Origin of the sequence: Haloarchaeobius ordinarius (genome assembly GCF_051801355.1) — an archaeon.
Taxonomy (GTDB): Archaea; Halobacteriota; Halobacteria; order Halobacteriales; family Natrialbaceae; genus Haloarchaeobius.
This window is the reverse complement of record NZ_CP196560.1, coordinates 2187252-2211822: the sequence shown is the minus strand read 5'-3', so window position 1 is coordinate 2211822 and position 24571 is coordinate 2187252. Positions and strand designations below refer to the sequence as shown.

Genomic DNA, 24571 nt, shown 5'->3' with positions numbered 1-24571 from the left:
GTCGAAACAGTTAGAAATACTGGCAGATGCGCCCGTCACACGCAGTCATCGCCCTCCTCGTGGTGGTCCTCTTCGTCCCCGCGTTCGCTCCAGCCCCCGCGGCCGCCCCGCCGCCAGAGGCCGTCTGTGGCCTCTGCGGGTCGGCGTTCGAGGACGCCGCCGACGAGGCCGGCGTCGAGACGGAGATACGGGAGAGCAAACTCGTCGTCCGCCTCGACGAGGACGGCCACAGTCACTGGACCGCGTTCGTGTCGGTGAATCCGGGCGCAGCCGACCAGTTCGCGGCGAACCGGAGTCTCCTCGACCGCGCCGTCCGGCAGACGCTCGACTCGCATCGCACCGTCGTGGACGACCCACGTGACCTGCAGGTCGCCGTCGACGGCCAGCGCGTGACGGTCACGTTCGAGGTCGCGGACGCCGCACACCGGCGACCTGGCGGCGTCCTGCTGTTCGACACCTTCACACAGGAACAGTCGGAGGGCGAAGCGTACGTCGACGCCGACCGTCTCGTGGTTCGCGGGCCCGACGGGTGGACGGTCACTCACACGCCACCAGGCGGCGAAATCGAAGGGGACCGTGTCGTCTGGACCGGTCGATCCACGGACTCCCGGTACGTGTCGAACCTCGGCCGCCACGCCGCTATCGCCTTCACGCCCGGGAGCACCGGACTCCCCGCAAAGGTGGTCACCGCCCTGGCTATCAGGATGCACACCCTCGAACAGGTCGGCCCGGAACTGCGTGCCTTCGCGCAAGCCCCGGCCGTGCTGTTCGCACTCGTCGCACTCGGCCTGCTACTCGCCGGCGAGCGCATCGAGTTCGCCGGGTCGGGTGGTCGCCGACCCGTCACCTGGCTGGTCGCTGCCGCCGGGGTGCTCGCTGCGGTCGTCCTCGGGGCAGCCCTCGTGGGCGCGGACGACCTGGCGTTCGTGCTCGGGGGCGTCGCCATCGGCCTCGCCCCGTCGGCGGTCCTGACCAGCGCGCTCCTCGTGCTGGCGGGCCACCTCGACCGGCGTCCTGTCGCCGGGGAACGCACGACGACGGTCGCCCTCCTCGCGGCCATCACCTGGCCGGTGGTCCTCGTCCTCGGCGCGCCGGGGAGCGCCGTGCTCGTGCTGTTGCTCGGACCGCTGGCGTTCCTCCCGTTCGGCGTGCTCGCCGGTGTCGGGCATCCGGGGCGTTTGCTGTTCCCGGCCGTCGCCGCGCTCGGCCCGGTCGTGGCTGCGCTCCCGTTCGTCCCGCGCATCGGCGTCGTATTCGTGACCACCGCGATGTTCACGGCGCTGCTGGCGGGGACAGCCGTGTTCGGCGTGACACTGTTCGCACTGGGCAGGCAGCTTGGGACGGAGGCGCGGCCGTCCCGCGGAGAGAGAGGGACGGAGACGTCCGCGTCGGGCTGAATCGGAGATGCGTAGGGACTGAGCGAGGGCTGTCTGTCCGCGGCGGGTGAAGCGGACCGCGCCGACTACACCGACACGTCCGCTTCGTGCAGCGGCTTGTTCTCGACGACGTCGCGAATCTGCTCCAGGGCCTGCCGGTCGCCGTGCTGGCGGAACCAGCCGATGATGGCGATGACCTCCATCCGGGAGATCTTCACGCCACCCTCGCGGACCACGTCACGCGGGCGCTTGCGCAGTTCGCGTAGCGTCGCGACCGCGAGCAGGTACGGGATGCCCCACGCCGAGAGGCGGTTCCCGCGGTGCTCGGGCAGCGCTTCGAGGTACGTCTGGGTGTCGTCGAGGTAGCCCGAGGCGTGGTCGACCACGCGCTCGATGACGGAGGCGACCTCCTCTTCGTTCTCCGGGTCGAGGACGTTGTCGCGGTCGACACCCTCCTCGGCCAGCCACTCCGCCGGCAGGTAGACGTTGTTCTCCTCGTGGTAGTCGTCGCTCACGTCTTTGGCGACGTTGACCAGTTGCAACAGCAGCCCGAACGACCGGGCGTTGTCCCAGAGGCGAGACTCACGCGATTCGGACGTGCCCCGCGTCACCAGACCGGTGACGAGCGAGCCGACCGTGCCGGCGACGTACCAGCAGTACTCTTCGAGTTCGTCCAGCGTCTGGATGCGGAGCCCGCCCGAATCGGCGTGGCGCTCGACGAACTCGGCCATACCGTTGGTGAGTTCGAGCACCGGCGGGAGGATGTCCTCCCGGGCCTCAGGGGAGAGCTTGCGATACGTCTCGACGACGCGAGGTGATTCTGCGACCACCTCCCAGTCGTCGTTCCGTTCGTCCGGAATCCACGGCTCGACCTGGGCGTGGAAGTCCACAGCGGTCGTCGGGTCGTCCTCGTCGAGTACGTCCGCATACAGCCGCAACAGCTCGGCCTTCTCCGCCGGCGGGATGTGCCCCGCGTCCTCGACGGTGTCGGCAACGCGACAGAGCAGATAGCCCAGACAGATGTGACGGGCCGTCGGTTCCTCGAGTTCCTCGATAGTGATCGCGAACGTCCGTGAGACACCCTGCACCGCGTCGTAACACCACGCGAGGTCGTCGTCCACGGGATACGCGGCCTGTTCCTCGTTCATCCACTATCCCCTGTGTATTCCACTCTGAAAAACCCACCTGCCGTGGTCGGTCTCACGGCGGGGTGGCGCTGTCGGCGTACCGAATACTCCATACTCGTGATGGGAGGCCTGTAGTCGTTTCTACCTTTCGGGACCGATAGCAGTTCTGGCGAGGGGGGAAAAGGGCCCGCCAGACACGGGATTATCAGGTATTTTCGAGAGGGTTGTAGCAAGAGTAAAGGGACGACGGCCGTACCTTCGAGTATGGACTTCAGTCTCTCCCCAGAGCAAAAGCAGATTCGTGACATGGTCGCGGACTTCGTCGACGAGGAGGTCGTTCCCGTCGCCGCGGACATCGACCACGACGACGAGTTCCCCGCAGACCTCGTCTCGGAGATGGCCGACCTCGGTCTGATGGGGATGCCGTTCCCGGAGAAGTACGGCGGTGCTGGTCTCGATTACCACTCCTACGCCATCGGGCTGGAGGAGATTTCGCGCGGTTCTGGCGGCCTCGGCACCATCGTCGCCGCCCACATCTCCCTCGCGGGCAACATGATATACGAGTTCGGTGACGAGGACCAGAAACAGGAGTACCTGACACCCCTCGCCGAGGGGACAGACATCGGCGCGTTCGCGCTCTCGGAGCCCCAGGCCGGCTCCGACGTGCCCGCGATGACGACGACCGCAAAGCGCGACGGCGACGAGTACGTCATCGACGGCGGCAAGCTCTGGATTTCCAACGGCTCCGTCGCCGACACCGTCACCGTGTTCGCGAAGACCGACCCGGACGCCGGCAACAAGGGCATCTCCTCGTTCATCGTCCGCCCCGAGGAGGACGACGGCTTCATCGTCGAAGGGACCGAGGACAAACTCGGCGACAAGGGCTGTCCGACCGCCGAACTTCGCTTCGACGACCTGCGCATCCCCGCCGACCGCCGCCTCGGTGCGGAAGGTGAAGGGTTCGTCCACGCGCTCAAGACGCTCAACGGCGGCCGCATAACCATCGCGGCCCGCTCGGTCGGCATCGCGCGTGCCGCACTCGACCAGGCGCTGGAGTACTCCCAGCAGCGCGAGCAGTTCGACCAGCCCATCTCTGACTTCCAGGCCATCCAGCACAAACTCGCGGACATGGACACGAAGATTCAGTGCGCGAAGTTGCTGATGCACCAGGCTGCGGACAAGAAGATTCGCGGCGAGAAGTTCATCAAGGAGGCCGCACAGGCCAAGCTCTACGCCTCCGAGATCTCCCGCGAGGTCGCCAACGAGGGTATCCAGATTCACGGCGGCTACGGCTACACGAAGGACTTCCCCGCCGAACGATTCTACCGCGACGCGAAGCTCAACGAGATATACGAGGGGACCTCCGAGGTCCTCCGGAACACCATCGCCCAGCAGCTCCTCGACTGAGCCGATGGGACTGCTCCGAGCCGGTGTGCTCGGACTCGGCATCCTCGGTTCGCTTTTCGTCGTCGGCATCCTGCTCGGGAGCGTCGGCCTCGGCGACGGACCCGGCGCGTTCGTCGCGGCTGGTTTCGTCGGCGCGGGCACGCTGCTCGCAGCCGGGTTGTTCCGGGCGACGTTTCGTGGATGAACGAGCGGCTGTTACCCGAGCACGGGCAACGGACTGACCGGACAGAACATCGGCATCTCGTCGAAGAGGTGGCGGAGGACGTGGACGTGTCCCGAGCCGACGAGAACCAGGACACGGTCGTCCCCGTCTTCGGTCGCTCGCCAGACGTTCTCGACCATGCGAAGGTTCCGTTCGTACCACGCGCCCAGCAGTTCGGAGCCGAGATACCGACGGTCTGTACCAGCCATCGCGGCCGCGAACATCAGGTCGTGGTTCTGGTGAAGGCGGTCTTCGTGATTCAGCCAGTGAAGGTGTTCTGGGATGGTCGATTCGTGTAGGTGTTCGTCGCTTTCGCGTTGCATCACGTCGAGGTCCGGAAGCGGCACGTCTAGTTCCGCCATCGCCCGTTGGGTCAGTTCGCCGAGGTCGACCGTTTCGTCATCGGCATCTGACCGGGTCCCGAGTTGCCCCGGACAATCGACAGCGTGGACGCACTCGTGTCCGAGGCGGTCCGCGAGCCGGAACCCCACCTGGACGACCTCACTACGGCACTCTGTGCTCGGGTCCGACCGTGCCGGATGTGGTGGGTCGATACTCGCCTCCTCGCCGTACTCGCGGACGCCGGTCCGGTAGTCGTCGTAGAGCGAGTCGACCTCGTTCTGCCGGTCGTGTGGCCGTTCGACGGCGACGCGGTCCGGCCCCCACTCGGCGAGTTGGTCCGCGAGGGCGCGGAGTTCGCGCTGGCGGTCCGGCGCCAGCACGTCGTCGGCTTCGACGTTTACGACGTCCAGCCCAGGGTTGTCCATGTGGTACGTCCCGAGCAGGAGGACTTCGGTCTCGTGAGGGCGGGGAACGGGCCACTGCGTCGACCCGTCGGGGCGGTCGGTCTTCGGCATCGAGTACCCGTCTCGGCTGGCGGAAGATAAGTCTCATCAGAAACACGTTTCTGTCGGAGAAGAGAGACGATAGCCGGCTCGACTCCCGGCCGTACACGTTCACTTTCACTCCACCCATGGCGCAGAATCATGTCCCTGTCGGACCTCAGCACCTATGGCCGGACTCACCGACGTCAGTCACACGACCGTGCTCGTCCACGACCAGCAGGAAGCTCTGGAGTTCTACACCGAGGTCCTCGGCTTCGAGACCCGCGACGACCAGGAGGTCCCCGGGATGGGCCGCTGGCTCACCGTGGGCGTTCCGGGGAAGACGTTCCCGCAACTCACACTCGTCGAGGCCGACACCGACGAGAAACGCGAGGCCGTCGGGTCGCAGGCTGGCGACCACGTCCTGTTCGTCGTGAACACGGACGACTGCCGGGCAACCGACGAGGCGCTCGGAGAGCGAGGAGTCGAGTTCCACGGCGAACCCGAGGAACAGCCGTGGGGGACCGAAGTCGTCTTCGAGGACCTGTACGAGAACCTGTTCGACCTGCTCGAACCGGCCGAGCCGGGGTGAGTCCCGCCGTCTTCCTGCTCGACCCGTCGCCTACTCGCTGTCGCTCGTGTCGGCCTCGACACACTCGGTGACCCACTCGTAGTGCTCGCGGAGCCGTGCCTCGCCCGCCTCGGTCAGCCCGTACACGTCGTGGAGGCCGTCAGTCCGGGTCGCCAGGAACCCCGAGTCCACCATCGCCTCCAGCGTCGCGTAGAACGACTTCGGGTCGATGCGTTCGTCGTAATGGCGTTCGAGGCGCGTCTTGAGCCGCTGGGCAGGAAGCTCGCCCGCCTCCGCGAGGAGGAAACAGAGGTCGCGGCGGCGGCCACTCTGGAGCCACTTCGTCATGGGCGAGTAGAGTCGGGCGGGTCACAGGTGTGTTTCGCTTGCCAGTCGTGGTGGGGGTACCCGAGGCGCCAGCCCGCCAGGGAATCGGTACCTACGAAAACACCCGGACCCAAGCGGGGGTATGAGCGAGGACACCGCCGAAGCGAACGGCATCACGGCCAGGTACTCAGAGACCGAGACGGAGCGGCTGCTGGAGTTCGACAGGAACGGGACGACGGCCGCAGTCGCCCAGAACATCGAGGGCTACGCGATGCTGAAGGTCCGCCCGACGGCCGACGGGGACGAACTCGAACGCTACTACGGCTTCGACATGGCACTCGACCACGTCGCAGAACTGCTCGGCGTCTCGGAACACGACCTGCCCGTCCCCGAAGCCGCGGCCGACATGGGTATGTGACGTGTCGTGAAGAACCACACATAAGAACTGTTATCAAAAGCGATAGGCAACGGTCACACCCCGTCGGCTTTCCATAGCACACCCGACGAGGTAGCGCGATTTCGCGTCGCGTTTTCAGGTGTCGCTCCTCAGGTGACGACCGAGTACAGCATCAACATCCCGAAGTACAACAGCACCAGCACCGCGAACGTCCGCAACCGGAACAGGCCGAGTTCGTCGGACTCCTCACGGTAGGCATCCTGAAACCGTTCGCGCTCCGTGTCGGTCATCACATCGTAGTGAGTGAGGCCGACGTGCAACGTCCGGTACTCCGCTTTACGGAACGGTCTGTCGCAGTACGGGCACCGATGTGGCTGGTCACCCGGTGGCACCTCGGTCTCGAGTTCTGCGTGGTCGATTCTGCGTGTCATAGGAACGGTGGCAGCTGGTTCGGTTCGGCGACGACCCACAGGCTCACCATCGTGTAGAGCACCATCACGGCGATGAACGGGTACTGGCTCCGGACGGCCTGCAGCCGGCTCGGGAACAGGTCGTAGGCGGCGGCGTGGGCCACCCAGATGGCGAGCAGGTGGCCGAGCAGGACGAACGCGAGCGCGAGCCCGGCAATCCACGAGGGCAGCACGAACTGCTGTGGGTTCAGCGGCGGCGACAGCGGGTTCGCCAGCGCGGTCGTGAGCGGGAGCGACAGCGAGACGAAGTACCCCAGGTAGTGCGCGAGGTGGTACCCTGCCGCGATAGCGAGCAACGGCGGTGCGAAGCGACGACCGAGTTCGCGCGCCGTGAGGTACGTGTCGCCGGTCCTGCGAGCCACCTGGGCAGCCAGGAGGTACACACCGAGGAACGCGCCGAACCCGAGGAGGTACGTGAGGAGGTACACCAGCAGTGCTGGCGCACCTGCCTCGACCGCAGCGCGGGCGATGTCGCCCCACGCGGGCGTGGTGACGAACCCGTCGAAGGTCGTCCCCCACAGCAGGGCGACGACGAACGCGACCTCGCCCGGACCCCTGCTGTCGCTCGCGTCCGAGAGCGCCATCCCGGGCAGCCGGAGACGAAGCGCACCGTCCCCGGTCCGGCTGAGCGGCGCGACGCGCCCGTACGCCTGGAACACCCGCGAGACGGGGTCGGCGCGCGCGAACCACGTCTCGTGGCCGAAGACCACCGCGCCAGCGACCGTCAACAGCCCGTAGGCCGTCACGACCCCGGCGAGCAGCCGCGGGTCGTCCGCCAGCGGCGTGACGACCTCGACGTACACGAGCGCGAGCAGACCGACGACGGCCGGCCACGCACCCGCCGAATCGGGATACGTCCGGCCGAGCGAGGGGAGCTCACGCGCGAGCGTTCGGAACGGGTTCAGCGCGGGCCAGGTGTTGCCGACGAGGTACACCGACATCGTGTAGCCGGCCCACCAGCCCACCCAGACCACGAGCACCCCGAGGTTCCGGAGGGGCTGTGGTTCGCCGAAGAAGCCGAACCCCAGCACCGCGGCGAGCCCAGCGAGCCCGACTGCCGGTGCGAAGTAGATTCGGACCGCCCCTGGGAACCGACCCAGGAACCGCTGCCAGTCGTCGATGGTCGCGATCCACCGACGGTCGGTGACGAGCGTGGCGAGGAGGAACGAGGCACCCACGGCGGCACCGCCGGTCAACAGGAACAGCCAGGTCGGGATCGTCAGGGCCTCCGCCTCACCCCGAAGCGACCCGCCGTGGGCCAGCGCCGTCCCGGATGCGAGTGTCACCACTCCGACCAGGGCGACGAGTGCGCGGCGGCTCCGTAGTGAACGACTCATCGAGAACGAAATGTGTCTGGCTCGGTTACGCGCCGGCGTACAGGACGACGACGAGGAAGATCCAGACGGCGTCGACGAAGTGCCAGTACATCGAGACGGTGCTCACGGAGACGTGGCGTTCCGCGGAGTACTGCCCGCGCAGGGCGCGGACGAACACGATGCCGATGAGGACCGCACCGAGGCTGACGTGCAGGCCGTGCAGGCCGGTCAGCGCGTAGAAGCCGGACGCGAACGTCTGGTCGAACGCGCTCGCGCCGATGATGAAGCCGTCGTGTTCGATGAACTTGTAGTACTCGTACACCTGGCCACCGATGAAGACGACGCCCAGCAGGAGCGTCGCGCCGAGCAGCCCGATGAAGCGCTGGCGGTTCCCCTTCAGCAGGGACGTGTGTGCGAAGTGGATGGTGACACTCGACAGGACCAGCAACAGCGTGTTGACGATGACGAGGCTCCCGAACAGGTGTGGGAGTTCACCCAGGCCGCCGACCCGGATGAAGAAGTAGTAGATGAAGCCGGCACTGAACGTGGCGACCTCACTGCCGAGGAACGCGACCATGCCCCAGCGGAGTTTGTGTTCGCTCTTCTCGTTCGCGCCGCGCTCCCAGAACGTGCTGATGAACGTGTGGTAGAGCCAGCCGAACAGCCCCACCAGGAACAGGAACGTACTCCCGATGGCGACGCCGGAGAACGCGCCCATGCCGATGATGTCCTTGTTCGCCAGTACGTAGAGGGCCGCGGCGAGGTAGATTCCGCCCCCACCGATGGCCGTGATGAACGGCCACCAGCTGGCCTCGCCGAACCCCTTCGGCCAGTCCTCGACGGCCGGCAGGTGGTGCCCGTGACCGTGGTCGTCAGCGTCTTCCGCGACTGTCATACACGGGGCTTACGACCCGACTACTAAAAATCCATCCAAGCGTGTTCGCCCGACGAATCTGACAGCAAGCGTAGCGATGGCGTGGCGAACGACGGCGCGCTGGCTGGTGGCACTGTGAACAGCAGAGAACGAGTGTCGACGGTAGTTATGCGGCGACGACCGAGCTAGACGAAGAGCTGTTGCCTGCGGTGCAGGTCTGTGCGCCTGCATCCCAGCTCCCGCCGCTGTCCTCACACTGGGTCTGGAGCCAGTCCTGGTAGTCCTCCTGGGACATGACCTCGACCTCGAACATCATGCCCGAGTGGCCGACACCACAGTACTCGGCACAGTAGCCCTGGTAGGTACCGACTTCCTTCGCCTCGGTCATGAGGTAGTGATGCTGCCCGGGGACGGCGTCCTGCTTGAGCCCGAGGGCCGGGATGTGGACCGCGTGGAGCCAGTCCTGGGTGGTGACGTTGAAGTACGTCTCCTGGTCTTTCGGGATGACGAGCTTCTGGCCGGAGGTGACGTTGTGCTTGTCGTACGTGAACGTCCAGGCGTACGTCCGCGCCTCGACACCGATGTGTTCGGCGTCAGAAGGCACGTCCGCGCGGTCGTCCACCCCATCTGCGATGACGGCGGGGTCGGCCATCGTCATCGTGGCCGAGAGGCCAACGAACAGCAGGATAACCGCCGTCGCGACGGTCCAGGTGATCTCCAGCCGGCGGTTCTCCCGCGTCGGTTTCGCCTCGTCGCTCTTGCGGTACTTGAGGACGGTGTAGATGAGGACGCCCTCGACGAGCACCGTGATGGGGATGGCGACGACGAGCAGTTTCTCGTTCAGTCCCCGAATCGCCTCTTCTGTTGTCGACGCTTGCGCTGCGACCGGGTCCGCGAGCAGCAGCAAGAGCGCCGCCCCGAGCAGGGCAGTCGGGGCCAGCCGCTTAGCGTTCATGTCGGTTCGAGGGTTAGGAAGACGGGGTTAAATATGTGCTGACTTTCGCCACCGGGGACCGCCGCGTGGGGGGAAAGCGCGGGCTCTAAGTACGCGGAGCCGAATCATCCACTGATTGCCGTGTCTCGCAGATTCCCGACCCCCGTCAGGACCCACGCCCGTTTCACCGGGCTGCTCGCAGCCGCGGCGATGGGTGTCTACCTGCTCATCATCGTCGGGGCGACGACGGCCGTGACGGGCGCAGCCGACGCGTGCCCGACGTGGCCGGCGTGCAACGGGCAGTGGCTCGTTCCCCTCTCTGACCCGACCCTCGTCGTCGCGTGGGGTCACCGTGTCGCAGCCTTGCTCGTTGGGGTGCTCGTCTTCGGGACGGTCGCCGTCGCCTGGCTGGGCGACGTGGACCGTCGCGTCCGGGTCGCGTTGACGCTCGGTCTCGTGTTGTACCCGGTGCAGGTCGGCCTCGGTGCCGTCGCCGCCACGACCGGCGCGACGGGACTGCTCCCCGCCGTCCACCTGACCGTCGGCGTCGGCATCTTCGCCGTCATCGTCGTCGCACTGGCGTGGACGCTCGAAACGGAGACCGCAAGCGAGCCGGACTGGGACCCGATGCCAGACCCCGAACCGTTCGACGCAGCGCCCGACGACGACCCCGTCGAACTCCCGACGGGAGTCGTCGCACGCGCGAAACTCACTCTAAATGCGTACTTCCGGATGATGAAGCCGCGGCTGATGTGGCTCCTGTGTCTGGTCGCCGCGGCCGGGATGGCGCTGGCCGCTGGCCCGGCGCTTCGCGTCGAGACTGTCGCCTGGACGATGCTCGGTGGCATCCTCTCTATCGGGGCGAGCGGCACGTTCAACCACGTCCTCGAGCGTGACGTCGACCGCCGGATGCAACGAACCTCGGACCGGCCGCTCGCGGTCGACGTGATTCCGGTTCGGAACGCGCTCGCGTTCGGCTTCCTGCTCACTGCGGCGTCGCTGTTCGCGTTCGCACAGTTGAACGTTCTCGCAGCGGGCCTCGGCCTGACTGCCATCATCTTCTACAGCGTCGTGTACACGCTCGTGTTGAAGCCGAACTACGTCTCGAACACCGTCATCGGCGGCGCGGCCGGCGCGCTCCCGGCGCTCATTGGCTCGGCCGCGGTCACCGAGACCATCGGCCTCCCCGGCCTCGCCCTCGCGGGCGTCATCTTCCTCTGGACGCCAGCGCACTTCTACAACCTCGCGCTGGCGTACAAGGAGGACTACGCCCGGGGCGGCTTCCCGATGCTGCCGGTCGTCCGTGGCGAGGCGGTGACGCGTAAGCACATCGTCTGGTACCTCGCCGCGACGCTGGTGAGTGCGGTCGCGCTGTCGGCGGTGTCATCTCTCGGCCTGCTGTACGCCCTGGTCAGTGTGGCCCTCGGGGGCGTGTTCCTCTGGATGGTCGTCCGACTCCACCGCGAGCAGACCTCGGACGCGGCGTTCCGGGCGTTCCACGCCTCGAACGCCTACCTCGGGGCGCTCCTGGTCGCCATCGTCGTCGACTCGCTCGCGCTCTGATGGCGTTCGAACGCGTCGGCCTGGACCCCGAAAGCGTCGTCCCCGAACCGGAGACGCTCTTTGCGTTCTTCATCGTCGTCACCGGTGAGGCGCTCGTGCTCGGACTGTTCCTCGCCGACGGCGGGACCGCGTCTCTCGAACTGTTGCTCCTCCCGTTCGTCTGGGTGAACCTCGGCCTGTGGGCGCTCTGGCGGGCGAGTCCGCCACCGGCACCGACCGGTCGGAAGCGTCGTGCCGCGGCCATCGCGCTCGGGTACGGCATCGTGCTCGCGTACTTCGGTGGACTCTGGAGCCATGGCTACATGTTCTTCGACACCGGTGCCTACCAGCCATCGTTTGGGTGGTACGTCTCGACCGCACTCCCGCCGGGGTTCGGCCCCGCCATCTCCTACGAGGGCCAGCTGGTGAACGTGACTCTGTTGCCGTACAAGGTGGTCGGCTACGCCGCGTTGACCTACCTCGTGTACGTGACGGTCATCGATGCGGCCAGTTCGGCTGTCTCCGGCGTCCTCGGGTTGCTTTCGTGTGTCTCCTGTAGCTGGCCGGTCATCGCGACCATCGTCTCGGGCGTCGCCGGGAGTTCCTCGGCGCTGGCGACTGCGGCGATGCGAGAGTCGCTGCCGCTCTCGACAGCCGTGTTCGTCGTGACCGTCGGGTTGCTGTACTGGCGGCCGTCGTTCCGGTAGCCCGTCCGGGGAGAACGTTGAGAGCCGGGTCAGGCCCACGGCGGAGTCAGGTGAACGTGAAAGAGCCGTTCGCAGTCGTCGTCGCCACAGACCGGGCAGGTCTCCTCAGTCGCTGACTCCGGGTCGACCGACCCGCCGTCGCTGGCCCGTCCAGGGTCGGCCGCGGCGATGACCCGCGTTCCGGCATGGCCGAGTTCGTACCCACGCGCTCCCTCGCGAACGTAGTAGTCACAGAGTCGCGAGAGATGGTAGTTGAACTTCCCAGTGTCACGGATGCCCGCACGCTCTCGCAGGGTCGAGAACGCGAGCGGCTCGTCTGCCGCGGCGAGTTCACGCAGGATTCGCATCCGGAGTTCGTTCCCGAGGACTTCCAGGGCGTCCGTCGCGTCCGCGTCGTCCATACTGGGCCGGTCGAGCGCCCCCGTGATATATCTCGTGTGAAATGTCGTCTCTCGTTATAAATGTCGCCTCGGCTACAGAACTGGCGTTCGCGGAACGGCCAAGTGCGGCATGGTCGAATCGTCGCGTATGTCGCTCCCAGACCGCCTCTCGGTGTTGCGCCACCGGGAGTTCCGTCGGCTGCTCACGGGTCGGACCGTGAGCGTCCTCGGCGACGGGCTCTACACCGTCGCGGCGATGTGGCTCGTCTTCGACCTGACCGGGTCGACCGCCTACACCGGTCTCGCCGGATTTCTCACACAGATTCCCGGCGTCCTCTCGATGCTGGTCGGCCCCATCGTCGACCGCGCGCGGCTTGGTCGGGTCCTCACGCTCTCCGAACTGGCACAGGGGGTCGTCGTCCTCGTGGTCCCCCTCGCGTGGCTCACGGGGTCCCTGTCGGTCGTGGTCGTGCTGGCGACGATGCCGGTGCTCTCGCTCGTCGGTCTGTTCGCCGGGCCGGCCCAGACTGCGGCGGTCCCACGGTTGGTCCCCGACGACTCGCTGGTCCGGGCGAACGCCGCGGCCACGGCGGTCGGGAAGACGGTCGACGCGCTCGCACGTGGCATCGGTGGTGCGCTCATCGTCCTCGTCGGCGCGGTGGGTGTCTACGTCGTCGATGCCGCCACGTTCGCACTCGCGGCACTCCTGTTCTTCAGCCTCGACGTCCCCGACACCTCGCGCGGGGCGACCGGTGAAGACGACTCCACGCAGCCAGCTGGCTTCGACCGTGACACGTACGTTCGGGACCTCCGCGAGGGCATCGAGACGCTCACCGGCTCGGTCCTCGGGCTGATGCTCGTCGGCAGCCTGTTCGCGAACTTCCTGTTCGGCGTCGCCTTCGCCGTCCTCCCGTCGTTCGCCGCCGACCTCGGTGGGGCCGGGACGTACGGCCTCCTGCTGGCCGGGCTGACCGCGGGCACCGTCGGCGGGTCGTTGCTCTCGTCGTGGGTGGAATCCGTCCCGCTCGGCCGGTCGACCATCGTCGGGTTGACCGCATCCGGCCTCCTGTTCGCCGTGAGCATCTGGGTCGCACGTCCCGTCCTGTCGGTGGCACTGTTCATGCTCTCGCGAGTCCCCGTCGGCATCTACAACGTTTCGGTGATGGCCACGCTCCAGTCTGGCGTCCCCGACGACCGCCTCGGCCGGGTGAGTTCGGTGCTGTCCAGTGCGTCGAGTCTGGTCTCGCCCGGTGGTGTCCTTCTGGGCGGTGTCCTCGGAGAACTGGTCGGGACGCGGACAGTGTTACTGGTGAGCGCGGCGGGGACGGTCCTCACCGCGTCGTACTGGCTGCTGGTGCCGTCGCTCAGGACGTTCGAGTCGCCGACGGGAGTAGAGCCGGGGTCGCTGGCCTAGAAGAGTGCCTCGTCTTCGTCGAGGAGTTTCGCGGACCCACCGACCTCCCAGATGGTCGTGCGAACGCCCGTCTCCGCGACGGCTTCCTTGACGCGTTCGGCGTGTTCGGCGGTCGTGTTCACGTACACTGACGCGCCGGTGTCCGTGGAGAACCAGACGGGGACAGAGTCGACGTCGTCGTCGTCCGGGTAGCCCTCGTTGCGGAGTTCACGCACCGTGTTGAACACGGCGAGGGTGGCGGGCTGCCAGTAGACCCACCCGTCGGGGCCGGTCATCGTCGTCGCGGCCAGCGAGAGCGAGTCGTGTTCGGCGATTTCACAGACGCGGTCGAGGTCGTCGTCGTGGAGCGCGTCTTTCATCTCGACGAGCTGGTCCTGGACGTGGGCGCGGCGGGCGTCGAACATGTGGCTGTCCGCCGCTTCCTCGTGTGCGTCGTCGGTGTTCTTGTACGCGGGCACGAGTGCGACGATGGTCTTCAACTCGTCGTCGAGGTCTGTCGAGAGACGGTGTGAACGGCAGTCTTCGTCGTTGAGCCCGGCGCTCAGGTACGAGAACCCGCCTGTCACCGCGCGAGCCGCGGAGGAGGAGCCGACGCGCGCTATCGTGGAGACGTCACCCAGCGAGGCGTCGAGTTCTGCGGCCTCGGCGAGTGCCATCGCGGCAGCCGCGAACCCGGAGGAGGACGACCCGAGCCCGACGTTCGACGGGAAGGAGTTCTCCGACTCGAGTTTGACCGGGTAGACCGTGTGGGCGGCGTCGGACATCGAGCGGGCCTTCTCGACGACGCGCTCGACCCGGTCGTAGGCGTGGCCGTCCAGTTCCTCGCCGTCGACGATGTACACGTCCTCGTCGTAGTCCATGGAGAACTCCACGGTCGTCTTCGTGTGACTCGGGGCTGTACACACGCTGATAGAGTCGTGGTACGGGAGTCGTTCGATAGAGTCACGCATACCGTGGTACTTGACGAGGCCCTGAATCGGGTGCGCCATCGCGGTTGCCTTCATACGTGAGTACCCAACGAGTGCGCGCTTAAAAGTCACGGCAATAGATAGACAGCACAATCAGGGAGAACGGGTCACGGAACGACGGATGGCCGGGTGTTCTGGTCTGGTCGCTGGCAGCAGCAGTCGGGGAACACCCAGTGGTCGGAGTCGGACTCGCGTCCGATCGTATCAGTTCGTAAGGGCTTTCGGGCACGAGGGGCCCCCGGTCCCCCCTACCCGCCGGACGCCCGCTCCGAAGCGCGTATGGGTGCCTCACAAGCTCGTCGGAACGGGTGGCCGGCAAGGTCGGCCGGGGAACTCCTCACATAGGTGATTGTTCGTGCGGCCAATAACCATTGGCCATTACAGGTAAGGTTCCGCTGGACCACCCGAATCGAACCGCTGAAACCCACCCCGGCGAACACTGCACCATGGGCACGCCACTCGAACCTCGTGCAGCACAGGCCGAAGCGGTCGTCGAACGACTACAGGACGCCTACCCGGACTCCACCATCTCTCTGCGGTACCGGAACCGGCTGGAACTGCTCGTCGCCGTCGTCCTCTCGGCACAGTGCACCGACGAGCGTGTCAACAAGGTGACCGCGGACCTGTTCGAGAAGTACCAGAGTGCGAGGGACTACGCCGAAGCCGACCCGGAGGAACTCGCCGAAGACATCTACGGTATCACGTTCCACAACAACAAGGCCGGCTACCTCGTCGACGCGGGTCGCATCATGGTCGAGGAACACGACGGCGACGTCCCCGATACGATGGACGAGTTGACCGACCTCCCTGGCGTCGGTCGAAAGACCGCCAACGTCGTCCTCCAGCACGGCCACGACATCGTCGAGGGCATCGTCGTCGACACCCACGTCCAGCGGCTCACTCGGCGGCTCGGGCTGACCGAGGAGGAGCGCCCCGAAGCCATCGAAGCGGACCTCATGCCGGTGGTCCCCGAGGAACATTGGCAGCAGTTCACGCACCTCCTCATCGACCACGGGCGGGCCATCTGTGACGCGCGGAACCCCGACTGTGACGCGTGCGTCCTCGCAGACATCTGTCCCTCGGCGAAGGGCGACAGCGAAGTCGACCTGGCGTCGGGCGACCCCTGGAACTGAGGAACGGACGGTTCGGCGGGTCAGTCAGACAGACCGGCGAGTGCCTGTCGAACCTTCGCGTTCTCTGAAACCTGTGCCTCGAGGTCGTCGAGACGGCCGTCGACGTCCTCGATGGCACCGGCAAGTTCGTCGACGGCGTCGCGGAGTTCGCGCAGTTCACCGGTCACCGTCTCGGCCCGTGCTTCGAAGTCGACGCGCAGGGAGTCGAGCGACGACTCCAGCTCGTCGAGTCGCTGAAGTTCCTTCTCGTGTGCGTCTACGGTCTCGTGCAGTCGCTCACGGTCCTCGCGCTCCGCAGTGAGTTCCGACGAGAGGGCTTCGTGTTCGGCTTCGAGGGCGTCGAGGTCCGTCTGCAGGTCCTCGAGCGCTTCTTTGCCGGTCCCGTTCTCGTCGAGGAACGCCTCCATCGCGTCGGCGTAAGCCGCGAAGCGTTCGACCCGGGACTGCAGGTAGTCGATTCTGACCTCGGTGCTCCGCTGGGGGTCGAAGCCAAGCTTCCGGCGCAATGCGATGCGCTCTTCCTCCGAGACCGACCCGTCCTCGAGTTCGTCGAGCAGCCGGTCGACCAGCCCGTCGGTCGGTTCGGCGCCGTCTGCGACCAACTCCTCGAACTGAATGCGGTCGGACTCGTCGTGTTCGCGGTGCTGGGTTCTGGCCTCGAAACCGGCCTCGGCGAGTTCGTCCTGCAAGTCGTCGTACGCGGCCGTGTCGACGGACTCACGGAGCGACTCGAACGTCTGTTGAATCGAATCCCGTGCGGACCCGTCTCGTTCGCTCGGCTGGCGCTCGCGCAGGACCGTCGTCGAGACGTGTTCGACGCCGTCTATCGACGTGAGCGCGTCCGCGACGACGGGGTGTGGGAGACGTGTACAGACGACGACCTCGACGGTCGAGTCGCCAGGGTTCTCCTCGAGTGTCGACAGGGCCGGGTCCGTCTGGAGGACGTTCGTCCCGTTGAGCAGTTCACGCACGACCGAGTACTGGCGCGACGAGTCCCCATCTGCGAACGCGATCTCGAACCGATAGAGCCCTTCCGACGTCGTCGGCCGGTCGTCGTCTCCGGCCTCGGAGAGGTCGCGGACGGCTGCAAACACCGACTCCGGGACGCGCTCGTCGGACGGGAGTGCCTCGACCGGTTGCAAATCGACCGGTTGGGACTCCGGGTCGACGGCGAGGTCGCGACGACCGTCGTAGGCGTCGGCCCGCTGGACCGACTCGATGGTCGGTTCCCGCTCGAGCGTCGCGACTGCAGCCGGGTCCAGCAGCAAGAGCCCGTACTGGACGACCGTCGGTTCGTCCGGTACGACCCGACCAGCCCAGACGAGTGAGCCGTCGTCGAAGCCTCGCCACTCACCCGGACCGTCCGGGACGCCGACTTGCTCGAACCCGACCGGGTCCGAGATAGTGTCGACGACCTGTACGTCCACAGGCACGTCGTACTTCGACGTGAGTTCCAGTCGAACCCGTGTCAGCCCCTGTTCGTCGATCGATACTCGCTTCGTAACCGTCATCCCGCGAGCGTGACAGTGCATGGTATCCCCCTGTTCCCCCCATTTCGGAACAGTTAGAATATAGGAATGTATGCGTGGCTAATAAATTCGAGGGTTCATTTCAGACCACCTGCCGGGAGGCTAACCCGTTAGGCCGGGGACTCTCCTCGACCACTCCCCAACCAGTGGATATGACAGGCGAGCAAGAGAGCGACGAGGAGACGACCGACGAGGCCGACCAGAACACACACGTCGAACGACGGAACGAATCGGGGCTGCCCGACCAACTCGGCGACCCGGGGGAAGGGTCCGTCGACGAGACGGACGACCCCGTTCCGGAAGACGAACGCGAAACGGTCGAGGAGGCACACGAAGAGTCGATGGAAGAACGCGAGGAGGAGGAACTGGAGCCGGGCGAACACGAGAACACGGAGAAAAAGAGCACCACAGCCGAGAACCAGACGAACGCGGACAACGCGCCGGACGAGATGCCGAACCAGGGCCCGAACTGACCCGAGGCGAACCCGAACGCCGCGCCAGAGTCGGCGGTCAGAACGGTGCTTCGAGGAACCCGTACCGGATGAGGTAGCGACCGACGCCGAGCACGTACGCCAGTATCCAGAAGACGACGTACCCGAAGACCCCGATGCGGAGCCGTTTCCGCCAGTGACTCATGTTCTCGCCCAGGTCGTCGAGGTCGACGTCCTGGTCCGGGTCGTGATACAGGTTGTAGCGCCGCTTCGCACTGATGATGCGGACGATACCCGTGAGCGCGAACACCAGCAGTGCGTACGCCTGGAGGCCGAGGAACGCGTGAAGTGCGGCCAGGCCGCCGAGTTGCTCGAACAGGCGCGGGCCCATCCACGCGACGACGGGGACGGTGTTCAACGTGAGGCCGGTGACGATGAACTTCAGGTGATAGGTGAGTACGTCCCACGTGACGGTCTCGGCGTCGATCATTATCCAGGCACCGTAGAGGTAGAACGGGAAACTCACCGTCACGAGGGCGAGCGCGACCGTCGCAATCGTCGTGTCGGCGACCATGTTCGTGCCTCAGGTGGCCGACGGGTTAAACCGTCTGAAACCGGGCAGGGACTGGTGTTCGGAAAGCGTATACCGGTCCGGTCCCAACTTCCGACAGATGACTCGACCGAGACGGGCGGACGGTGGGACCGACGCTGACGTGTCGGACCCGTCACCAGAGGAACTCCGCCGACGCGTCGAGGAGACCTACGACTTCGAGAACTTCGGCCCGCAGGACATGGCCGAGATGTCCTACGAGGAGTGGGATGCCGTCTTCGACCCGGACACGTGGATCGTCGGCGAGGAACTCCTCGACCGGGTCGAGCAGGACCTGAACACCCAGGTCGCGAGCCGCGACGTGTTCGCCATCGTCGAGCGCGTCCGCCACGACAGCGAGCACTGTCTACTCGCGTACTCCGACGAGGGCTACGCGCTGGTGTTCCCGGACGGGTCCGTCGATGGCTTCGGGACCGTCCTCCGGGACGTCCAGCCGACCGTCGCGCTCTGCTCGATGGACGAGTACGAGCCGTCGGAGCCCCCAGCGCAGGCCGTCCTCCCCCACCCCGACGAGGTTCCCGAGGGGAGCGGCGAACTCGGCAACTGGATGCTCCAGGCCGTCGCCTTCGTGTTGACCGCGAGCGCGCTGGCGCTGTTCGGCGGCGCGGCGTTCGTCCCGAACCCCGGCGGCCCGGGAGATGCCGCCATCGCGAAGGGCGTGATGGTGGTCGCGGGTATCGTGTTCCTGCTCACCGCGGGCGTCCTGTTCCTCACCGTCGCGAACGCTCGACTCTCCGACCGTTTCCGCGCGAAAGAGTACAAGGACCGGCTCCGCGCTATCGGGCTGGAGGACGGCGAACGTCCCGAGTTCCTCCCACCGGTCGAACCCCTCGATGGGTTCGATCCGGCGACCCGGCGCGAGCTGGACGAATCGACGGAATCGGCCGCGAACCCCGATTCGTAAACCCGTTCTCGGCGGCGGCATCGGTGGGTTTAAGCGAACCCAATCCTGAGCATTTCATGTATGAATAGGCGGGACTTTCTGAAGGCTGCCAGCGGCGTTGCCGGAGGCGCTGCAGCAGCGAGCACGGCGGTGTCTGCCGCTGGGCAGGAGGAGACAACGACGACCTCCGGAACGTCCGGCACCTCCACGGGGACCGGGACCGGGACAGGCACAGGAACTGGTACCGGTACCTCCGGTGGAGGCGGCGGCGGAGGTACAGAGACCGTCACGGTCGGCCCCGACGGGAAGTACGTCTTCACGCCCGGTACCGACAGTCCGCTCTACATCACGCCCGGGACGACGGTCGAGTTCGTCTGGGAGTCCGAGAACCACAACGTGAACCCGACGAGCGTCCCAGAGGGCGCGTCGTGGGAGGGACACAAGCCCATCGAGAACACCGGGTTCTCGTTCACGTCGACGTTCGACACCACGGGCACCTACGAGTACCAGTGTGACCCCCACGCCGGCCTCGGCATGAAAGGCACCATCGTCGTCAACGAGACCGGTCAGGCCCCCTCCAGCGGCGGCGGCGGTGAGGTGGACCCCGAACACATGGGCGTCCCGTTCCAGGCCCACTGGGTCGGTATCGCGACCATCCTCGCCATCATCAGCTCACTGATGTTCACGTTCTACATCCTCAAGTACGGGGAGTCTGCACACAGCAGCAGCCCCGGGAGGAAGTAAACCATGTCAACGAAAGGAAGCAACTACGGTGATATCCACCGCTACGAACCGGCCCGCGAGAGCACGGCCGCAGCAGTCGCCATCGTGCTCCTCACCGTCATCGAGATCGTCTTCGTCGGACTGTTCACGTACGGTCTCGTCAACGGGTGGGGTCTCGACGAAGTCGGGAACATGTACCTCGGATTCCTCCTCGCCATCATCTTCATCGACCTCGCGTTCATCCTGTTGCTGTACCGCAAGGAGTTCCTCCCCGACGTCATGATCGTCAAGAAGCGCCGTCGCAAGTGGGAGGACCTCTACATCCGTCAGGAGGACGTCGATGGAGTCGATATCGGCGGGGCATCCGCGATGGACACACTCAAACGTGCGGTCTACCCCTACTACAAGAGATAAACCATGCCATTCGACGAAGACAAATATCCGGTCGAATCGGACCGTCGCCGCTTCGTAAAGGGCGTCGTGGGCGGTGCGACACTCGCAGGTATCACCACCGCGGGTGCCGCCGCCGTCAACTCCGCGACAGCCCCGAGCGGTGCGGGTGGTGGGACCACCACCTTCCGGGCGGTCGAGAACACGGACGGTCCCGCTCCGCGCGGGATGCCACAGATTCCCATCGAACTCGAACCCATCGATGGCGAAGACGACTTCTACATCAAGGGCGTCTGGCCCGAGGTGTCCACCGAGACCCAGCAGGGTCGTGAGGTCACCATCGCCAAGGAGACCATCGGTGGCGTCGAGTACTCCTCGGAGTGGTTCCAGTACTGTGGCGTCCAGACCTACTCGGGCGTCTACCCGGATGCAGCGGAGGAGAACTCCGACCTGACGAACTACTTCCGTTACACCAGCAGCTCACAGTACGAGTGGCAGAACGAGGAGGTCAGCGGTGGCGACAGGATGAAGCTCAGCGACTTCTCCGACTACAAGTCCTGGGAGAACGGCGTCGGGACCCCCGGCCTCGGGAAACCGGCGAACGGTACCTGGCGGTCGGAGGGCCTCGAACCGGCAGAGACGATGCCAGTCGAGATTATCCGCTCCGAGCGCATCGAACAGATGGCCAAGGAGAACCCGGACAGCTGGCTCGCCGCCAGCACCGACAAGGGCGTCATCGCCCACCTGAACAAGTGCACGCACTTCTGCTGCGTGCCCGGGTTCAAGAAGGAAGGCTCTGCGAAGTTCGGTGCCGCAGACGCGATCTACTGCCAGTGCCACCAGTCGGTGTACGACCCGTTCAACATCGTCGAAACGTCGTTCGTGGCACTGCCACGTCCGGACAAGGAGTGATATCATGAGTCTTGAAAAGAAAGACGAATACGACCACAGCGGGTGGATGAAGACGAAAGACCTCACTCCCGTGGAGAAGACGTACCTGACCGTCCTCATCTGGATGGACAAGCGTCTCCGGCTCGTGGACTATCTGGAGCTCGTCGAGAACCTCTACTACAAGGTCAACCTCCAGATGCCGAAGAGTCACACGGAGCAGTACAACCTCGACAACAAGTTCTGGTACTGGTACCCACTGTACGCGTTAGGGAGTTTTTCGACGTTAGCGTATCTCGTCGCAGCACTCTCGGGTGCGCTGCTCGGGTTCTACTACTCCCCGGCGACGACCGGTGACCCGTCCACCGCGTACAACAGCATCGTGTTCATCATGACCGACCTGAACTTCGGGTTCATGCTCCGGTCCATCCACCGGTGGGCGGCACAGGTGATGGTCGCAGCAGTGTTCCTGCACATGCTCCGTGTGTACTTCACGGGCGCGTACAAGGAACCACGCGAGCTCAACTGGATTCTCGGCATCATCCTCATCTCGCTGACGATGGTGTTCGGGTACACCGGCTACCTGCTCCCGTGGGACCAGCTGGCCTACTGGGCCGGTCAGATCGGCGTCGAGATGTCGCTGTCCATCCCGCTCGCGGGTGAGTGGGTGGCACAGCTCCTGTTCGGCGGCTTCTCGCTGAGCCAGGCGACGCTGCAGCGCATGTACATCCTGCACGTGTTCGTGTTGCCGTTCGTGGTGACGACGCTCATCGCCATCCACATCGGCATCGTCTGGATGCAGGGCATCGCGGAACCGCACTAATCGAGAACCATGTCAGACGACAACCAACCAATGACAGACGGCAGCGGTACCGGAATCGTCGCGCCGGACGACGAGGTCCCGACGTGGCGTGAGCGCAAGGAGCGCTCGCAGGGCCTCTCCCGGCTGACCTACGAGTACTTCGAACGCGCGCGGCGCGAGGACCAGGACCTCCGGATGGAGTCCGACTACGTCGAACGCGACGTGCTGGGCTTCCCGACGTGGCCCCACGAGATGATTCGCAACCTCGCCCTGACGAGCTTCTTCGTCGGGATGACCATCTTCCTCGCGGCCACGCTCCCGCCACACATCGGGCCGCCTGCGGACCCGTCCACGACGCCGGCCATCATCCTGCCCGACTGGTATCTCTACTGGTCGTTCGGCCTGTTGAAGCTCGGCCCGCTCAACCCCGAGCTGGCGATTCTCGGCGGGAAGAAGCTGGTGTCCGACCGTACCTACGGTGTTCTCGCGAACGTCGTGGTCGTCGGTTTCATCGCCATCGTGCCCTTCCTGAACAAGGGGAGCGCGCGTCGTCCCGTCGAGCAGCCGTTCTGGGGTGCGGTCGGTGTGATGGGCGTGGTGTTCGCGTTCACCATCTCCGCGCTGTCGGTCAAGAACCTGCTGCCGATGGACGCAAACCTGCTGTTCGACCTGACGTTCCTCATCCCGCCCATCGCCGGACTCGTCGCCTACGCGGTGTTCAAGTCGATGCAGGAGGGATACATGTACAGTCTCAACCGGCGCTACTACCGCCTGCGCCCGCCGAAGTAACCCCGGTTCCCATCTCCTCTCATGGACGATACTGACGAAGAACAGTCGCCAGACTCGGCTGGCCCACGCGGTCGCGAGGTCGAGGTACCGCTACGGCTGTACAAGACGGTGACGGTGGTCGCCACGCTACTCGCGATGGTCGGCGTCATCGGAGGGTTCGTCCTGCTCGATAGTGCGACGAACCGTGCAACGGCGGACCTCTCGGAGGTGAACGTCGTCCTCGCGCTGCTCGGACTCGCACTCATCGTCGGCGGGGCAGCAGTGTACGCCTTCTCGACGCGATTCCGGACCGCGGGAATGGGAAAGTCTAAAGACGACACCACCGAAGATTCAGATAATGGCTGACGAATTTGGCAAGGGCCTCGCCATCGGGACCGGTGCGGGCCTCATCTGGATGGTACTCGCCGGATGGTACAACACGCCGAGCTTCGAGGGCGCGCAGTTGACGGGCGCGGGCCCGGAGAACCCGGGTGCGTACGACGCCCTCGGCATCATGGTCAAGAACGGCCTCTTCTGGTTCACCATCCTCGGGATGTTGACCTTCTGGGTCGTCATCCCGGCGGCACGGGAACTCCGCGCCCAGATGGCTGGCGAATAACCCTACGACTTCTCTCCCTGCGTTCTCTGCACCCTGTAGCGACGCCTGTAGCGGTCTCGGCCGTACGCAGTCGGCGAAAGGATGTTCGGCTGGTGCGGGTATCTCGACCGCTGCTGTGAGACGTGGCCAGGGGACCGAACGGCGAGGCCACGAGTGTTGCTGTGTTGCTGTAGGGCAAGTTTGCAGTCGGAGGAGAGCAGGGTCGAGGCAGCATCGAGGCCAGTGTGACGGGAGTGCCACGGTATCTCGACCAGATACTCGTGTGTGCTGGTTCAGAGAGTCTGGCTACGAGTCTGTGGGCGACCCGGTGGCCGTCGACTCCGAACGGCGAAGGGCGACAGACGCGGAGGTCGAGGAAACCGGCCCGTCCCGGTCTAGAAGACGGATAGCACGCCTCCGGAACCACACGCTACAGCAGTCGACGAGCAGGGCTACGAGGGTCGGAAACGCGAGAAAGAACTGGTTGTCGTCTCAGACGACCGCGGTCCAGAGGCCCTTCACGAGGAAGAACAGGGACTGGAAGCCCGCGTACGCGAGGACGAACACGGAAGCACCGAGTGCGCCCTTGGGTGCCCGAGGTTTCGCGTCCTTGCGGACGTCGACTTCCCGGACCTCGAACTCGAAGAAGTCGGCGAGGAACATGCCGACGACGAGCATCGAGAGCACGACACCACCGTGGGGTTCGACGGTCGTGTAGTAGAACGTCGCGAGGATGAGCACGACGTTCGTGAACTCGTGGGGCATCCATCGCGAGAGTGATTCCGTGTCCTCCTGTTCTGCCTGCTTCACGTCGTTCCGGTAGCTGAGGAAGCGCGTGCCCATGTTGAGCACGACGAGTACCAGTAGCAGGTACTCGATGGCCAGAACCCCGCCGACGACCTCCTGGGCGAGCACCTGGTCGAGGGGTCCGAACATCGTATCTGGGTCCATAGTCGTGTCTCTGTCGCGGTTCCATTAGA

The 24571-nt window shown here is 65.6% G+C and carries 30 protein-coding genes; 18 read left to right on the top strand and 12 right to left on the bottom strand.

The genetic code is table 11. The annotated features are described in order from the left end of the window. Positions 1 to 26 precede the first annotated feature (26 nt). Positions 27 to 1397 carry a hypothetical protein gene (locus ACSC1R_RS11585; RefSeq protein ID WP_439025901.1) on the top strand — a complete coding sequence of 457 codons (1371 nt, stop codon included), beginning with the start codon at positions 27 to 29 and terminating at the stop codon, positions 1395 to 1397. A gap of 65 nt (positions 1398 to 1462) precedes the next feature. Here the strand turns inward: ACSC1R_RS11585 and ACSC1R_RS11580 are convergent, their stop codons facing one another. Next, the gene (locus tag ACSC1R_RS11580) at positions 1463 to 2524 is read right to left on the bottom strand and encodes a phytoene/squalene synthase family protein (RefSeq protein WP_439025900.1); all 1062 of its coding nucleotides are present in this window, start codon (positions 2522 to 2524) and stop codon (positions 1463 to 1465) included. Between the two features lie 243 nt (positions 2525 to 2767). Between ACSC1R_RS11580 and ACSC1R_RS11575 the strand changes: the two genes are divergently transcribed. Together ACSC1R_RS11575 and ACSC1R_RS11570 are read left to right on the top strand one after the other, a co-directional pair. Continuing rightward, complete coding sequence (locus ACSC1R_RS11575; protein WP_439025899.1) at positions 2768 to 3910, top strand: acyl-CoA dehydrogenase; 1143 nt, start codon at positions 2768 to 2770, stop codon at positions 3908 to 3910. 4 nt (positions 3911 to 3914) lie between these two features. Then, entirely contained in the window at positions 3915 to 4094 is a 180-nt protein-coding gene (locus ACSC1R_RS11570; protein WP_439025898.1) for a hypothetical protein, read from the top strand. Positions 4095 to 4105: 11 nt separating this feature from the next. Here the strand turns inward: ACSC1R_RS11570 and ACSC1R_RS11565 are convergent, their stop codons facing one another. Beyond that, positions 4106 to 4969: a DUF5694 domain-containing protein gene (locus ACSC1R_RS11565; protein ID WP_439025897.1), complete on the bottom strand. Its 864-nt coding sequence runs from the start codon at positions 4967 to 4969 to the stop codon at positions 4106 to 4108. A gap of 154 nt (positions 4970 to 5123) precedes the next feature. On the opposite strand from ACSC1R_RS11565, the gene ACSC1R_RS11560 reads away from it, so the two are divergent. Then, complete coding sequence (locus tag ACSC1R_RS11560; protein WP_439025896.1) at positions 5124 to 5528, top strand: VOC family protein; 405 nt, start codon at positions 5124 to 5126, stop codon at positions 5526 to 5528. A gap of 30 nt (positions 5529 to 5558) precedes the next feature. Here ACSC1R_RS11560 and ACSC1R_RS11555 read toward each other — a convergent pair whose 3' ends face one another. Continuing rightward, positions 5559 to 5855: a PadR family transcriptional regulator gene (locus ACSC1R_RS11555; RefSeq protein ID WP_439025895.1), complete on the bottom strand. Its 297-nt coding sequence runs from the start codon at positions 5853 to 5855 to the stop codon at positions 5559 to 5561. 121 nt (positions 5856 to 5976) lie between these two features. On the opposite strand from ACSC1R_RS11555, the gene ACSC1R_RS11550 reads away from it, so the two are divergent. Beyond that, positions 5977 to 6252 (top strand): DUF7111 family protein, encoded by a 276-nt coding sequence (locus tag ACSC1R_RS11550; RefSeq protein WP_439025894.1) that lies wholly within the window; start codon positions 5977 to 5979, stop codon positions 6250 to 6252. A gap of 128 nt (positions 6253 to 6380) precedes the next feature. Here the strand turns inward: ACSC1R_RS11550 and ACSC1R_RS11545 are convergent, their stop codons facing one another. The 4 genes from ACSC1R_RS11545 to coxB all read right to left on the bottom strand — a co-directional run bounded on the left by ACSC1R_RS11545 (position 6381) and on the right by coxB (position 9846). Next, entirely contained in the window at positions 6381 to 6662 is a 282-nt protein-coding gene (locus ACSC1R_RS11545) for a DUF7410 domain-containing protein (RefSeq protein WP_439025893.1), read from the bottom strand. Beyond that, positions 6659 to 8038: a hypothetical protein gene (locus ACSC1R_RS11540; RefSeq protein ID WP_439025892.1), complete on the bottom strand. Its 1380-nt coding sequence runs from the start codon at positions 8036 to 8038 to the stop codon at positions 6659 to 6661. The genes ACSC1R_RS11545 and ACSC1R_RS11540 overlap by 4 nt, the downstream gene beginning before the upstream one ends. Before the next feature lie 25 nt (positions 8039 to 8063). After that, positions 8064 to 8912 (bottom strand): cytochrome c oxidase subunit 3, encoded by an 849-nt coding sequence (locus ACSC1R_RS11535; protein ID WP_439025891.1) that lies wholly within the window; start codon positions 8910 to 8912, stop codon positions 8064 to 8066. 145 nt (positions 8913 to 9057) lie between these two features. Beyond that, positions 9058 to 9846 carry a cytochrome c oxidase subunit II gene (gene coxB, locus ACSC1R_RS11530; RefSeq protein WP_439025890.1) on the bottom strand — a complete coding sequence of 263 codons (789 nt, stop codon included), beginning with the start codon at positions 9844 to 9846 and terminating at the stop codon, positions 9058 to 9060. 111 nt (positions 9847 to 9957) lie between these two features. Here coxB and ACSC1R_RS11525 point away from each other — a divergent pair, with 111 nt between their 5' ends. Together ACSC1R_RS11525 and ACSC1R_RS11520 are read left to right on the top strand one after the other, a co-directional pair. After that, positions 9958 to 11388, top strand: a complete 1431-nt coding sequence (locus ACSC1R_RS11525; RefSeq protein WP_439028711.1) for a heme o synthase — start codon at positions 9958 to 9960, stop codon at positions 11386 to 11388. Further along, positions 11388 to 12074, top strand: a complete 687-nt coding sequence (locus ACSC1R_RS11520; RefSeq protein WP_439025889.1) for a DUF7546 family protein — start codon at positions 11388 to 11390, stop codon at positions 12072 to 12074. Before ACSC1R_RS11525 ends, ACSC1R_RS11520 begins: the two co-directional genes overlap by 1 nt. Positions 12075 to 12103: 29 nt before the next feature. Here ACSC1R_RS11520 and ACSC1R_RS11515 read toward each other — a convergent pair whose 3' ends face one another. Next, the gene (locus ACSC1R_RS11515) at positions 12104 to 12475 is read right to left on the bottom strand and encodes a winged helix-turn-helix domain-containing protein (protein ID WP_439025888.1); all 372 of its coding nucleotides are present in this window, start codon (positions 12473 to 12475) and stop codon (positions 12104 to 12106) included. A 127-nt stretch (positions 12476 to 12602) separates the two neighbouring features. On the opposite strand from ACSC1R_RS11515, the gene ACSC1R_RS11510 reads away from it, so the two are divergent. Continuing rightward, entirely contained in the window at positions 12603 to 13868 is a 1266-nt protein-coding gene (locus ACSC1R_RS11510; RefSeq protein ID WP_439025887.1) for an MFS transporter, read from the top strand. Here ACSC1R_RS11510 and mvaD read toward each other — a convergent pair. After that, positions 13865 to 14872, bottom strand: a complete 1008-nt coding sequence (mvaD, locus tag ACSC1R_RS11505) for a phosphomevalonate decarboxylase MvaD (protein WP_439025886.1) — start codon at positions 14870 to 14872, stop codon at positions 13865 to 13867. The two genes, ACSC1R_RS11510 and mvaD, sit on opposite strands and share 4 nt — an antisense overlap. 410 nt (positions 14873 to 15282) lie before the next feature. Between mvaD and nth the strand changes: the two genes are divergently transcribed. After that, the gene (nth, locus tag ACSC1R_RS11500; protein ID WP_439025885.1) at positions 15283 to 15969 is read left to right on the top strand and encodes an endonuclease III; all 687 of its coding nucleotides are present in this window, start codon (positions 15283 to 15285) and stop codon (positions 15967 to 15969) included. Between the two features lie 20 nt (positions 15970 to 15989). On the opposite strand, the gene ACSC1R_RS11495 is transcribed toward nth, so the two are convergent. Then, entirely contained in the window at positions 15990 to 17501 is a 1512-nt protein-coding gene (locus ACSC1R_RS11495) for a hypothetical protein (RefSeq protein WP_439025884.1), read from the bottom strand. Positions 17502 to 17650: 149 nt separating this feature from the next. Here ACSC1R_RS11495 and ACSC1R_RS11490 point away from each other — a divergent pair, with 149 nt between their 5' ends. After that, on the top strand, positions 17651 to 17971 hold the full coding sequence (locus ACSC1R_RS11490) for a hypothetical protein (RefSeq protein WP_439025883.1): 321 nt from the start codon (positions 17651 to 17653) through the stop codon (positions 17969 to 17971). A gap of 37 nt (positions 17972 to 18008) precedes the next feature. Here the strand turns inward: ACSC1R_RS11490 and ACSC1R_RS11485 are convergent, their stop codons facing one another. Further along, the gene (locus ACSC1R_RS11485) at positions 18009 to 18503 is read right to left on the bottom strand and encodes a DUF7321 family protein (protein ID WP_439025882.1); all 495 of its coding nucleotides are present in this window, start codon (positions 18501 to 18503) and stop codon (positions 18009 to 18011) included. A 97-nt stretch (positions 18504 to 18600) separates the two neighbouring features. Here ACSC1R_RS11485 and ACSC1R_RS11480 point away from each other — a divergent pair, with 97 nt between their 5' ends. The 8 genes from ACSC1R_RS11480 to ACSC1R_RS11445 are packed head-to-tail and all read left to right on the top strand — an operon-like array spanning position 18601 to position 23612. Continuing rightward, positions 18601 to 19443 (top strand): DUF7319 domain-containing protein, encoded by an 843-nt coding sequence (locus ACSC1R_RS11480; RefSeq protein WP_439025881.1) that lies wholly within the window; start codon positions 18601 to 18603, stop codon positions 19441 to 19443. A 60-nt stretch (positions 19444 to 19503) separates the two neighbouring features. Next, positions 19504 to 20166 carry a plastocyanin/azurin family copper-binding protein gene (locus ACSC1R_RS11475; RefSeq protein ID WP_439025880.1) on the top strand — a complete coding sequence of 221 codons (663 nt, stop codon included), beginning with the start codon at positions 19504 to 19506 and terminating at the stop codon, positions 20164 to 20166. 3 nt (positions 20167 to 20169) lie between these two features. Then, positions 20170 to 20559 (top strand): DUF7318 family protein, encoded by a 390-nt coding sequence (locus tag ACSC1R_RS11470; RefSeq protein ID WP_439025879.1) that lies wholly within the window; start codon positions 20170 to 20172, stop codon positions 20557 to 20559. Between the two features lie 3 nt (positions 20560 to 20562). Next, positions 20563 to 21447, top strand: coding sequence for a ubiquinol-cytochrome c reductase iron-sulfur subunit (locus ACSC1R_RS11465; RefSeq protein WP_439025878.1), 885 nt, complete (start codon positions 20563 to 20565; stop codon positions 21445 to 21447). Between the two features lie 4 nt (positions 21448 to 21451). Then, positions 21452 to 22246 (top strand): cytochrome b, encoded by a 795-nt coding sequence (locus tag ACSC1R_RS11460; RefSeq protein ID WP_439025877.1) that lies wholly within the window; start codon positions 21452 to 21454, stop codon positions 22244 to 22246. A 9-nt stretch (positions 22247 to 22255) separates the two neighbouring features. Continuing rightward, positions 22256 to 23014, top strand: a complete 759-nt coding sequence (locus ACSC1R_RS11455; RefSeq protein WP_439025876.1) for a cytochrome bc complex cytochrome b subunit — start codon at positions 22256 to 22258, stop codon at positions 23012 to 23014. Positions 23015 to 23035: 21 nt separating this feature from the next. Next, positions 23036 to 23359 carry a DUF7315 family membrane protein gene (locus ACSC1R_RS11450; RefSeq protein WP_439025875.1) on the top strand — a complete coding sequence of 108 codons (324 nt, stop codon included), beginning with the start codon at positions 23036 to 23038 and terminating at the stop codon, positions 23357 to 23359. Then, positions 23352 to 23612, top strand: coding sequence for a DUF7314 family protein (locus ACSC1R_RS11445; protein WP_439025874.1), 261 nt, complete (start codon positions 23352 to 23354; stop codon positions 23610 to 23612). The genes ACSC1R_RS11450 and ACSC1R_RS11445 overlap by 8 nt, the downstream gene beginning before the upstream one ends. 471 nt (positions 23613 to 24083) lie before the next feature. Here ACSC1R_RS11445 and ACSC1R_RS11440 read toward each other — a convergent pair whose 3' ends face one another. Beyond that, on the bottom strand, positions 24084 to 24542 hold the full coding sequence (locus ACSC1R_RS11440; protein WP_439025873.1) for a DUF7313 family protein: 459 nt from the start codon (positions 24540 to 24542) through the stop codon (positions 24084 to 24086). Between the last annotated feature and the right edge of the window lie 29 nt (positions 24543 to 24571).